This window comes from Laceyella sacchari, from assembly GCF_024927925.1.
GTDB lineage: Bacteria > Bacillota > Bacilli > Thermoactinomycetales > Thermoactinomycetaceae > Laceyella > Laceyella sacchari.
The window spans coordinates 1,036,437-1,048,226 of sequence record NZ_CP103866.1 but is presented as its reverse complement, the minus strand read 5'-3'; the positions used below and the strand labels follow the sequence as shown (position 1 = coordinate 1,048,226).

The window sequence follows — 11,790 nt, the reverse complement described above, 5'->3', positions numbered from 1 at the left end:
TCGCTCCTCCTCGCCGTTAGATCACTTTGGCTTCCGAATGTAGTAATTGCACCAGTTCTTTCACTTGATCAGGAATGTCGCCTTGCAACACTTTGCCCGCTTCTTTCTTAGGCGGCAAGAAGATCTCGGTGATCTCCGTTTTTGCTTTGATGTCTTCTTCATCCAAGTCGAGATCATCCAACTCCAAGCGCGTAAGCGGTTTCTTTTTAGCTTTCATGATGCCCGGCAGGGATGGATAACGAGGGTCGTTCAACCCTTGCTGTGCCGTCACAAGCAATGGCAACTTGGTTTCAATGATTTCCAAGTCCCCTTCCACGTCTTTCTCCACTGTTACCTTGTCGCCATCCACTTCCAGCTTCACAATCGTTGAAACATGGGGGATCTCCAATAGCTCTGCCAATCGGGGCCCCACTTGGGAAGAGCCGTCATCCACCGCCATCGACCCGCACAAGATCAGATCGTATTCCAAGTCTTCCTCTTCGATCGTCGCATGCAGAATTTTAGCGATGGTGTGTTCATCAACAGCGTCATCCAAATCTTCGATGTCGACAATCACGCCTTTGTCAGCTCCCATCGCCATCGCCGTGCGCAACGCCTGCTCGGCGCGATCTGGCCCGATGGTCAACACCGTCACTTCGCCACCGTGTTTTTCTTTCAGGCGAATCGCTTCTTCTACTGCATACTCATCGTAAGGGTTGATGACGAATTCCACACCCTCTTCGCTGATGCGGCCATTTTCAATGGTGATCCGCTCTTCGGTGTCAAACGTTTGTTTCAAACATACGAGGATATTCATGCGGCTTCCCTCCTAAGCGTTTGCATCATTTCGTTGGCTTCCCATCCCATTGACAAATAAGCGATGCAATTCATCCACTTGATCCATCAACCGATACTTGTGATCCTTCATGATCCAAGATGTGACGGTCTCATCCAACGTGCCGAAAATCATCCTGCGCGTGATCCGCACATCGAGATCCTGGCGAAACACACCTTCTCGCATCCCTTTTTCGACAATGCCGTCGATTACATCCAAATACCGTTTGAGAATTTCCCCAATCCCTTTGCGCACTTCGGGATTGGATTGCCTCAGCTCAATCTGCGTGACAATCGCCAGTTGGTGATCTTTTTCCAGATGCTCAAAATGCAAGCAGATCAGTTTGTACAACTGGTCGACAGCTGAATCGACTTGAGCCAGTTCCTCTTCTGCCCGACTGATAAAAGCTCCCATCTTCTCACTGAACAAGGAGATGAGCACGTCATCTTTATTTTCAAAGTAGAGATAAATGGTACCATCCGCCACCTTGGCTTCACGGGCAATTTTGGACACCTGGGCGTTATGATAGCCGTATTCGGCGATCACGCGAGTAGCCGCATCAATAATCGCTTCATACTTTTCTCCTGTCCGTTTAGCCATGGTCATGTTCCCCTCTGCCTTATCACTGAATGACTATTCATTCAATTTCAAGTGTAGTATGACATTATTCAATTGTCAATGTATTTTTATACTTTTGATGTCGACTTTACCAATCAACTCTTTATTACGCTCCTTCGTTCTCGTTTTTTTGCATTTCTTCATCTAATAATACCCTTCTTAATACTTTTCCGATTGTCGATTTTGGTAATTCTTTTCGAAATTCGACTAGTCGCGGAATTTTATAGCTGGCCAAGCGCTCCCGACAAAACTTTTCCAACTCTTTTTCAGACAATTGCATGCCTTCTTTTAACACAATATACGCTTTGACCGTCTCTCCCCGGTAAGGATCGGGCACACCGACCACTGCTGCTTCCTGAATCGCGGGATGCTCAAACAGCACTTCTTCCACCTCGCGCGGATAGATGTTAAATCCACCGGCGATGATCATATCTTTCTTGCGGTCAATGATATAAAAATATCCGTCTTCATCCATCTTGGCAATATCTCCTGTACACAACCACCCGTCAACCAGCACTTTGGCCGTCTCTTCCGGACGCTTCCAATACCCTTTCATCACTTGGGGTCCTTTCACTTGCAACTCCCCTGATTGGCCCGGCGGCAGCACTTCTCCCGTTTCCAAGTCCACAATGCGCGCCTCCGTGTCCGGCCACGGCAACCCGATCGTCCCGCTTTTGGTTCGTTCCCAAATCAAGTTGGCATGGGTTACGGGAGAAGATTCAGTCATGCCATACCCCTCGATCAACAAGCCGCCCGTTAACGCTTCAAACTGCTCTTGCACTTCGATTGGCAACGGAGCCGATCCACTCAGACAAGCGTTGATGGAAGATAAGTCATACTTTTTGATATCGGGGTGGTTGATCAATCCCACATACATCGTGGGCGCCCCTGGAAAATACGATGGGCGGTGTTCCGTAATCAGCTTGAGGATCAAATCGCGGTCAAACTTCGGCACAAGGATCATCGTTGCCGCCAAGCGCACCGCAAAGTTCATCACCACGGTCATCCCATACACATGAAAAAAGGGAAGCGCTCCCAAAATCGTGTCTGCCCCCCGTTGCGCTTGGTACATCCACGCCTCCGCTTGGCAGCAATTCACTACCAAGTTGCGATGGGTCAACATCGCGCCTTTGGCAAGTCCGGTCGTCCCTCCGGTATACTGCAACAACGCCACGTCGTCTCCGGAGTCATATGGAGCCTCCACCGGACTAGACGGGGCTTGAGACATGATCTTTTTCAATTTAAACACGCCAGGTGCTTCCGGAATCTCCACATGCGTGTTGTCAAAACGGTTCTTCAGCTGGAACAACCAGTTCTTCGGAAACGGCAAATAGTCAGAAATACTCGTAACTATTATATGTTTCAGTTTTGTTTGCGCTTTCACTTCACTGACTCGAGGATACACCATATCCAAACAAATGAGAGTCTCCACTTCTGCATCATTCAATTGGTGCTCGAGCTCCCGCTTCATGTAAAGCGGATTAAATTGCACCACGATACCGCCTGCAAACAGTACGGCGTAATAAGCGATAACGGCCTGTGGTGAGTTGGGCAACATGATGCCGATCCGCTCTCCCCTTGATATCCCCAGCGACTTCAACGCATGTGCAAGGCGGTAGGAATCTTCCAACACCTGGCGATATGTCATCCGCTTTCCCAGAAAGAAAATCGCGTCACGCTCCGGATAGTCGCGAGCGGCGTCCACCAAAAACTGCGTCAATGGAACATCCGGGTAATTCAGATGATGGGGCACTTGTGGCGGGTAATGTTTAAGCCACACTTTTTCCGTATCGGCCATCAGAACTCCTCCTCTTTTCGACTGAACAGTCATTCAATTTTGCGGTGCGATTATTAAGAATTAACACTATGATCACTATAGATTATTTTATCTAATTTTTGACCATTTTTAAATACATATAAAAAAATCCCTGTGACTTTTCACAAGGATTATTTCATTTACGGTCAGGATCCTGAGGTGACAGCACGCGCGGTCGCTTCGTCTTGTTGGGCATCGGCGTCCGAACGAGCACATCCCAGAGTGCTTTGCCATTAAAAGGAATCAACGGCCACAGGTAAGGCGTTTGCAACACTTCGATGCGCATCAGCCATACAAACCAGAACAACACACTACCAACAAAGCCGACCCATCCGAATAATGCCGTCATCGCCAAGAAGAAAAGTCGCGACAGCTTATTGGCTAACCCCAATTCATAACTGGGGGAAGCAAATGTACCAATCGCTGAAATGGCCACATACAAGATAACTTCCGAAGTGAATAGCCCCACTTGCACCGCGGTCTCTCCCAACAAAATCCCGGCAACCAAGCCCATGGCCGTAGCCAACGGTGACGGGGTGTGAATCGAAGCCATCCTTAACACTTCTACACCGATATCGGCAATCAATATCTGTAAAAACAAAGGAATCGCTGCTTTTTTGTCCGGCCCGATCACCGCGAGTTCGGCGGGGAACAGGTCGGGCTGGGTGGCGATCAGATACCACAAAGGCAGAAGAAACAGCGAGGCCAGCAAGGCCAACAACCTTGTCCATCGCAAAAACGCCCCGACCACAGGCTGTTGGCGGTATTCTTCCGCATGTTGTACATGATGAAACAGAGTAACAGGGGTAATCATGACACTGGGGGAAGTGTCCACATAGATCAGCACATGCCCTTCCAACAAGTGTACCGCCGCCACGTCTGGCCGTTCCGTGTAACGAACCATCGGATATGGATTCCAATACCGCTTGAACAGGTATTCTTCCAAGCTTTTCTCCGCCATCGGCAGACTGTCTGTTTTCACTTTACCGATGGCCCGCCGCACTTCTTCCACAACCCCCGGATCGACAATATCTTTCACATAAGCGATGCACACATCGGTCCGTGACCGCGTCCCTACTTGCATATATTCCATCCGCAAGCTGGGATCGCGCAGATGACGGCGTGTTAACGCCGTATTGAAGATGATCGTCTCTACAAACCCGTCACGCGCCCCCCTGACCACCCGCTCGATGTCCGGCTCTTCTGGACCGCGGGCCGGATAGGTGCGGGCATCGATGATGATCGCGGTTGCTTCCCCTTCCACCAACAACACCGTAGGGCCTGACAACACCGCGTTCACTGCTTTTTCCAGCTCATTCGTCGTCTCTACTTCGATATAGGCGATTTCCGTGTTTACCAACTTCTCAATCGCATCGGCGCGCAATTCCCTGGGACTCAAACGGGCCAATTGCGATTGAGGATATCGTCCTTGGCAAACCCGTCCACAAAATAAAATGCGCACGCTTTGCCCCCATATTCCGTCCGGCGGCAAATCATATCAAAACTCTCATTAACCCCCAATATTTCATTCAACCAGCGCACATTGGTTTCCAAATCAGCGGTCAATTTGGCTGTTTGCCACCAAGGCTTTTGCTGTTGATCGGTCATCGGCACCACCTGCCTTCCATGCTGATAGATTCCATTATGGTCACAATTGATGGCAGGCAAACAAAAAAAGGCGCGGGTGCCCATCCCCTCAATGGAGAATGTCCACCCGCACCCTATGGATTGCAAGGTCAATTCTTGGCCCGCTTGCTCCCGTTCGACGGCCACAGCTGTTCAAACAAAATGCAGATAACGGTTCCCACCAACAATCCATTGCTGAAAAATGACTGCAACACGGAAGGCATGGATAGGAATAGTGAAGCTGGCAAAAACATCATCCCGGCACCCAGTGACAACGTCAAACCCAATATACGTGTCCGCCTTGGATCAAGTGGCTCTTTTAACACACCGTGCAATCCCAATCCGAACATCTGGCCAAACGATGCCAATAAAGCGGCATAAGCAATCGGCCCTGGCAACTTGGACAAAAATCCGATGACCACCGGAATTAATGCCACCCCGGCCAATGCCAAACAAGCGGTCAAAAAAGGCCCTCTGCGCTTTTGGCCCGTCATTTCTACAAAGCCCGCCGCCACCGTCAAGGGAACCATTCCCACCGTGGAGAACAACGCCGACAAGATAGTGGCCACCCCCGACCAGATTCCTGCCCGAGTCAGCACACTTGGCGTGACCTTCGCTTCCCCTGTCAATACCTGCTGCATCGCGTTCGTGCTAGCAATCAGATTGGACAGCAAGATCAAGGCGACCACGATAGCGGATACCGCCATACCCGGTTCAAAAATAGGCCCTCCCCAAGCCATAAATTCAGGCAGGGTGAAAAAACCGCTATGGGTGACCGAATTGCTTTGATAGCCCAAGGCCGTAAATCCGGCCCAGCCAACCATAATCCCGATCAACACGGCATAGCTACGCATCCAGCCTTTGCCCCACGTAGTGAATGATAAGACCAACACAAACACCACTAAGGACACGCCGACGAGATCCCAGCGAACAGTTCCGCTCGCCGTTCGGATATCCATCATTCCACGTAAAAAAACGCCGCTCAATTGAATGGCCAATAACATAAGGAAAGAACCCGTCACCAATGGCGTAAATATCCCTAACATCTTTGGGATTAAGCGTAACCCGGCCAAGAGCAAGATCAATAGCCCAGCGATGATCATGCCGCCAACCATGACACGCAACACCTCTTCGGGCTGCTGACCCGTGTTGGCCGCCAACTCTCCCATGATGACAAAAATACCGAGCCAAATTCCGGCTGGCCCGTCTGATAGAGGAAAACGATGACCCAACCAGCCTTGTAAAAATGATGTCAGTCCTATCACAAAAAAAGTACGTTGCATCAACCCGGCGACTTCCTCCGGCGGCAAATGATAAATTTGCCCGATAACAATCGGCAAGGACAACGCATTGGCGAGCAAAAAAATAAACCATTGCGCCGTGGTGAAACCGAAGGAAAACCAACTTGTCTGTCTCATGGCATTACCATACCCTTCTAACCTGGCTATCACTGTTATCTCACAACTCTTTCGATTATAGAAACAATATCGCGGGAAATCCACCCTTTTTTCTTTCACCGGCTCTGCCCTTGTCGTATCGAGATGAACTAAGTGATGATGCCTGCTTCCCTTTTCAATGGCCACGCTTTCGCCTAAAATGAATAAGGTTGGGCAAAGATACCCCTAGAGGCGATGCAAAGGAGTTGGCATATGAATTACGATGTCATCGTGATCGGCGGTGGACCGGCAGGCTTGATGGCCAGCGCCGCGGCCGGTATGCACGGCGCCCGCGTCCTGCTCTTGGACAAAGGCGAAAAACTGGGTAAAAAACTGGCCATCTCGGGAGGCGGCCGGTGCAATGTCACCAATATCAAAGAGATTGACGAATTAATCCAGAACATTCCCGGCAACGGACGGTTTTTATACAGCGTTTTTTCCGTCTTCAACAATCGCGATCTCATGCATTTTTTTGAAGACCTTGGCGTGGCCTTGAAAGAAGAAGACAATGGGCGGATGTTTCCCGTGACGGACAGCGCCAAAACCGTGGTACAAGCTCTGGTGAAAAAAGTGAAAATGGTCGGAACGACGATCCGCGTAAATACGCCCGTCAAACGGGTACTTTATGAAAACGGCCGGGTCGTTGGCGTCGAAACACAAGACAAGGAAAGAATTTATGCACCCTCGGTCATTGTGGCAACAGGGGGAAAGGCAGCTTCCCACACCGGTTCCAGCGGAGATGGCTACGCTTGGGCAGAAGCGGCCGGACATACGATTACTGAACTGTTTCCCACCGAAGTTCCCCTCACATCATCTGAAGAACTAATTAGGCAACGGATCCTGCAAGGCTTGTCCCTGCGGAATGTGTCACTTAGCGTACTCAATCCCAAAGGTAAGAAAATCATCGAACACCGTGGAGACATGCTGTTCACCCATTTCGGCCTGTCCGGTCCGATCGCGCTGAGATGCAGTCAGTTTGTCGTCAAACAGTTGAAAAAAACGGGTGCACGTACAATTCCTGTGGCCATTGACTTATTCCCCGACCAAAAAGCGGGACCGTGGGAAGAAAAGCTGTGGGCGGAACTGAAAGCCAATCCAAAGAAAGCCGTGCGAAACGTCTTGAAGCACCTGATCCCCGAACGCATGGTTCCTGTGTTGATGAATCGGGCGCAGATCGACGAAGATATAAATGCCGCCAATCTTTCCCGGGAACAATTGCATCGATTGTGCCAAGTGGCCAAACAATTCATTATTGAAGTAAACGGCACACTGCCTTTGGAAAAAGCATTTGTTACCGGCGGTGGCGTACATGTGAAAGAAATCGATCCCAAAACGATGCAGTCGAAACGGATGGCCGGCTTGTATTTTTGCGGCGAGATTTTGGACATCCATGGATACACCGGCGGTTACAATATTACAGCGGCATCTTGCACCGGCTATGTGGCAGGCAAAAGCGCGGCCGAGCAGGTGGTAAAAAATTGATCTTGTTATCCCACTTTACAAACGAAATCGGCACCCTTGTTAGTTGACAAACCCGGCGTCAATAAAAACGCCGGGTCAAGCGATGCATAGATTCTCTCTCAGAGAACATACTATGGTCGATCATTGTCGTCCTGATCGGAAAGGGGTAGCCGTGTTAGCATGAGCATATTAAATTGGACCTTGTTAATCATCTTTATTTCTATTCCTTTTGTGGCTATCGCATGGTGGCAAATCAAAGCCGGCAAAGCGAATAAACAAAAATGACGGCAGCGCGAAATACACATTTTTTACATTTAAAATGAATATCTCTCATTTTTTATTTAATGATTAATTAATTTAAATTAATCATTCACTTCAAACATTTATTCATCCAACATGCTAGAATAAAACGGGGGCGCGGTTAAGCCCCCGTTTTATTCTACAGGAGGGATGGCAATGTTTAATATCTTACGTCAACTTATTCTCGCCTTCTTACTGGTCTTTTCCGTCATGCTGCCCGTCCAAGCAGAAGCCGGGGTGCCTGAACAGCAAACTGTCAGCGTCGAATCATGGCCAGTTGTGACCATCACCGGTACAATTCAATCTTTGCCCGGGTATGACTCCGACGGGGAACATCAATACGCGCTGATCAGCAACGTCCGCCGCGTCAGTGGGTCTGTATCGGTACCTAGCACGATCTTCGCGTCCATCCGGATCGATGAGCGGGGAACGGATGGAGTCCTTCCCTTGCGTGTTGGTTCTTCCATCCAAATCAAAGGGGAATTCATCCCTGAAGATGAGGCTTACAAAACACCGGAAAACTGCTGTTACGCCGTGATCCATTTCACACATGATCCTGTCGGCTACGTATATTACAATGGCGTCTATTACAGATGATTGCCTTCCCATGTGCTAGCGCACCTGATTGGTGGCAAGTGTACATTTGCCACCGATCGGGTCTTTTTTTATGCCCTGAACCCATATTTTCCCGCCACGTATGGGAATATAATGTGAAGCAAGCCCCATTCCACAAAACCTACTTCACAACGTAACAATGTTATGTTACACTAACAACAAAGGAGGGTGCCGCAATGGAGCAGGAACTTATTTCCAAAAAGGACCTACTGGAGCTGACCGGAATCTCTTATGGACAGCTTTACCGATGGAAGCGCAAAAACCTCATTCCCGAAGAATGGTTTATTCGCAAATCGACTTACACGGGGCAAGAAACTTTCTTTCCCAAAGAGCAAATCCTCGATCGGGTAGAGAAAATTAAAAACCTGAAAGATGATCTCTCTCTGGATGAGATTGCCGGCATGTTCTCCACCGTTCCGATAACCACCGCACTGGAGAGACACGAATTAATCGAACGTAACATTGTTTCAGATATTGCTCTGAAATTGTACACGCAACAGTTTGCTGAGCAACAACACTTTACATTTAAAGAAGTTCTCCACATCTATATTCTCGACAAATTGCTCTCCAAAGGTGACATCAACCTGGAGGAAGGAAAGACACTCCTCCAACTGTTGCACGATCACTTTGGGAAAGTGGAGCATGCCGGCGGGCAATTGATCTGCATTCGCAAAATGGGCATCACTTCATTTATTCTGGCTCAATCAGGAGACATCTATTTTGAAGAAGGCGTTCGCGTGGTATTCACCATGAATTTGTTGACCTGCATTGAAGAATGCAAATTGAAATGGCATGGAGGCGAGTCGCATGGATAAAGAAAACCGCCGTGATTTGACCATCTCTGGCACCGGGAGCGCCAATGGCGGCGTATACGACCGTTTAAGCATTAATGGCGAGGGACGCATCCACGGCGATGTGGACTGCAACAGCATCAAAGCTTACGGCGTAACCACATTTAAAGGCAACATCAAAGCCGAACGGTTTGACATCGTGGGGGAAACCACAGTCAAGGGCGAGGTACACACCAATGAAATGAAAGTGAAAGGGCAAGCGCACATTCACGGGCAAGCGCATTGCCAAGAGCTGAAAGTGATCGGGTCTGCCACTGTCAACGGCAATCTGACCGGTGAAGAAATTGAAATCAAAGGCGGTGCCACCGTCAATGGGGATTGCTCTGCGGAATCGTTCCAAGCTAGCGGAGGGTTTACCATCGAAGGCCTGCTTAACGCGGGGCAAATCCACGTGCGGCTATATGGCAAATGCCAAGCGAGGGAAATCGGCGGGGAAACGATCCGTGTCGAGAAAGACAGTTTGGATTTCTCCCTTGTCAAATGGCTTAAGTCCATCCTCCACTACACCAATGAACTGGTGGCCGACACTATCGAAGGCGATGATATTTACCTGGAGAAAACAAAAGCCAAAGTCGTACGCGGCAACAACGTCTTAATCGGCCCTGGTTGTGAGATCGAGCTTGTGGAATACAAAGATCACTTTGAACAAAAAGGAGATTCGATTGTAAAAGAACACAATCAGGTCTGAGATTCCCCGCCAGGCATCCGCCCCCAACGGCGGATGTTTTTTTGTAAATCCGGCGAGTGAATAACGAATCATTTTTTTAAACAATTTTTAAAAAACCGCAAAATAGAACCAAAATAGACTCAGATGTGCATTTTTTTAATTATTTATTTCAAATTATATAAACTTTGCGATTTAATACGAAAAAACGCTAGACAAATCATTATCAAAAAAATAAGATTAAAGCAAAGAGGTGATCACAGTGAACGTGAATGACTTAAAAACATTGGGTGAAGCCTTGCGCAAGATACGCAAAGAAAAAGGCCTGCGCTTAAAAGACTTGGAGGATGAGCATATCTCTTTTGCCACCATCAGCAGTATAGAGCGAGGCATTCCGACGGTTAAACCTCAAAACCGCGAATACTATTGTAAAAAACTTGGATTTAACATCGAAGACATTCCTCAATTGATCCATCGCGAACAAAGGGAACACAAGCAATTGGAAAACTTGCTCTTCCTTATAGAAACATGTATCAACCTTGATTGCGATGGCGCATTGGAGCGGCTTCGCTTTCTGCAAAAGCATACCCAAGGCGGGTATATGGATATCATTCTGTATCTGAAGGGCTTGTGTTACGTTAAGAAAAACAACTTAAAAACGGCTGAGAAGTTTTTCAAACAATCCATCCAACATATTAACTCTAAACAGTTCTTATCCAACAGCAATATTAAAGCCGCCTGTTACAAGGAATTGGGTCGCATTTATTATCAACGGGACAACTCGCTCCAACAAGCCCTTGAATATACCAACAAAGGTTTGGCCGCATATAATGAAAATGCCGACCGCCAAGAAATCAAATATTTCTTGATGATCGACAAAGTTTCTTTCCTAGAAAAACAATATCGCATTGATGAAGCTTTGCAAACTCTGGATGAACTGTGGGACTCCATCCAAGATATCAACAGCTTGGAAGTAAAGCTCAATATGTATGAGTTGAAAGCGACGCTGCTCAATCAGAAGAAAAAATACGAAAAAGCGTTGCAATATGCCAAAGAAGGATTATTTATCGCCCGTGAAAACGGAACCCATGAAAAAGGAGTTGAGCTGCTCACTGTTTGGGGGAATATCCGGCAAAACGCGGATGACTATATGACCGCCGAAAATTGTTACAATCTGGCTCTCCGCCTTGAAGGAAAACTCAAGGACAAAAAATATGTGTTAGTCTCCACCCATACGCAACTCGGGAAACTGTACAGCAAAATGAAAAAATATGATCAATCATATGAACAGCTGACCACAGCGGTAGCCAAAGGCCGCAAATACAACGACGCTCATCGCTTCTGCGAATCATTGGTCGCTCTTGGTGATTACTATCTTGAAACTGGGAAACACCAAGAAGCCATTCAACCATATGACGAAGCATTAACTATCACCAACCAATTTTCCTTCCAACGCCTGAAAGAACGAATCTTACTCAACTTATCTGAGTGTTGGAAAAACATCGGCAACAATGAGAAGTACATTTCGCTTCTCGTAGAGTTGCAATCAGAACTTCGGTTGCGCGAACAGGAAGTAGCTCAAGCCTGAC

9 protein-coding genes and 1 pseudogene are annotated in these 11,790 nt (G+C 48.0%); 5 read left to right on the top strand and 5 right to left on the bottom strand.

Annotation, left to right across the window (positions count from 1 at the left end; all coding sequences use genetic code 11):
- Positions 1 to 16 precede the first annotated feature (16 nt).
- The 5 genes and pseudogenes from NYR52_RS05260 to NYR52_RS05240 form a co-directional block, all read right to left on the bottom strand.
- The gene (locus tag NYR52_RS05260) at positions 17 to 796 is read right to left on the bottom strand and encodes an electron transfer flavoprotein subunit beta/FixA family protein (RefSeq protein ID WP_022735909.1); all 780 of its coding nucleotides are present in this window, start codon (positions 794 to 796) and stop codon (positions 17 to 19) included.
- Between the two features lie 12 nt (positions 797 to 808).
- Positions 809 to 1,414: a fatty acid metabolism transcriptional regulator FadR gene (fadR, locus tag NYR52_RS05255; RefSeq protein WP_022735908.1), complete on the bottom strand. Its 606-nt coding sequence runs from the start codon at positions 1,412 to 1,414 to the stop codon at positions 809 to 811.
- A gap of 124 nt (positions 1,415 to 1,538) precedes the next feature.
- Positions 1,539 to 3,230, bottom strand: coding sequence for an AMP-binding protein (locus tag NYR52_RS05250; protein ID WP_259436447.1), 1,692 nt, complete (start codon positions 3,228 to 3,230; stop codon positions 1,539 to 1,541).
- 154 nt (positions 3,231 to 3,384) lie between these two features.
- Positions 3,385 to 4,856: pseudogene (locus NYR52_RS05245) on the bottom strand (spore germination protein).
- Between the two features lie 128 nt (positions 4,857 to 4,984).
- Complete coding sequence (locus tag NYR52_RS05240) at positions 4,985 to 6,292, bottom strand: purine/pyrimidine permease (RefSeq protein WP_132219923.1); 1,308 nt, start codon at positions 6,290 to 6,292, stop codon at positions 4,985 to 4,987.
- A 231-nt stretch (positions 6,293 to 6,523) separates the two neighbouring features.
- Here NYR52_RS05240 and NYR52_RS05235 point away from each other — a divergent pair, with 231 nt between their 5' ends.
- The 5 genes from NYR52_RS05235 to NYR52_RS05215 all read left to right on the top strand — a co-directional run bounded on the left by NYR52_RS05235 (position 6,524) and on the right by NYR52_RS05215 (position 11,789).
- Positions 6,524 to 7,792, top strand: a complete 1,269-nt coding sequence (locus NYR52_RS05235; protein WP_259436446.1) for a BaiN/RdsA family NAD(P)/FAD-dependent oxidoreductase — start codon at positions 6,524 to 6,526, stop codon at positions 7,790 to 7,792.
- 435 nt (positions 7,793 to 8,227) lie between these two features.
- Positions 8,228 to 8,668, top strand: coding sequence for a hypothetical protein (locus NYR52_RS05230; RefSeq protein ID WP_132219921.1), 441 nt, complete (start codon positions 8,228 to 8,230; stop codon positions 8,666 to 8,668).
- Between the two features lie 194 nt (positions 8,669 to 8,862).
- Complete coding sequence (locus NYR52_RS05225) at positions 8,863 to 9,501, top strand: YhbD family protein (RefSeq protein ID WP_259436445.1); 639 nt, start codon at positions 8,863 to 8,865, stop codon at positions 9,499 to 9,501.
- Complete coding sequence (locus tag NYR52_RS05220) at positions 9,494 to 10,225, top strand: bactofilin family protein (RefSeq protein ID WP_259436444.1); 732 nt, start codon at positions 9,494 to 9,496, stop codon at positions 10,223 to 10,225. Before NYR52_RS05225 ends, NYR52_RS05220 begins: the two co-directional genes overlap by 8 nt.
- A gap of 238 nt (positions 10,226 to 10,463) precedes the next feature.
- On the top strand, positions 10,464 to 11,789 hold the full coding sequence (locus NYR52_RS05215; protein WP_259436443.1) for a helix-turn-helix domain-containing protein: 1,326 nt from the start codon (positions 10,464 to 10,466) through the stop codon (positions 11,787 to 11,789).
- Position 11,790: the final 1 nt, after the last annotated feature.

Excerpts from the sequence above, each read along its gene's own strand:
- NYR52_RS05260 (WP_022735909.1), bottom strand. The coding sequence starts at position 796 with ATGAATATCCTCGTATGTTTGAAACAAACGTTTGACACCGAAGAGCGG.
- fadR (WP_022735908.1), bottom strand. The coding sequence starts at position 1,414 with ATGGCTAAACGGACAGGAGAAAAGTATGAAGCGATTATTGATGCGGCT.
- NYR52_RS05250 (WP_259436447.1), bottom strand. The coding sequence starts at position 3,230 with ATGGCCGATACGGAAAAAGTGTGGCTTAAACATTACCCGCCACAAGTG.
- NYR52_RS05240 (WP_132219923.1), bottom strand. The coding sequence starts at position 6,292 with ATGAGACAGACAAGTTGGTTTTCCTTCGGTTTCACCACGGCGCAATGG.
- NYR52_RS05235 (WP_259436446.1), top strand. The coding sequence starts at position 6,524 with ATGAATTACGATGTCATCGTGATCGGCGGTGGACCGGCAGGCTTGATG.
- NYR52_RS05230 (WP_132219921.1), top strand. The coding sequence starts at position 8,228 with ATGTTTAATATCTTACGTCAACTTATTCTCGCCTTCTTACTGGTCTTT.
- NYR52_RS05225 (WP_259436445.1), top strand. The coding sequence starts at position 8,863 with ATGGAGCAGGAACTTATTTCCAAAAAGGACCTACTGGAGCTGACCGGA.
- NYR52_RS05220 (WP_259436444.1), top strand. The coding sequence starts at position 9,494 with ATGGATAAAGAAAACCGCCGTGATTTGACCATCTCTGGCACCGGGAGC.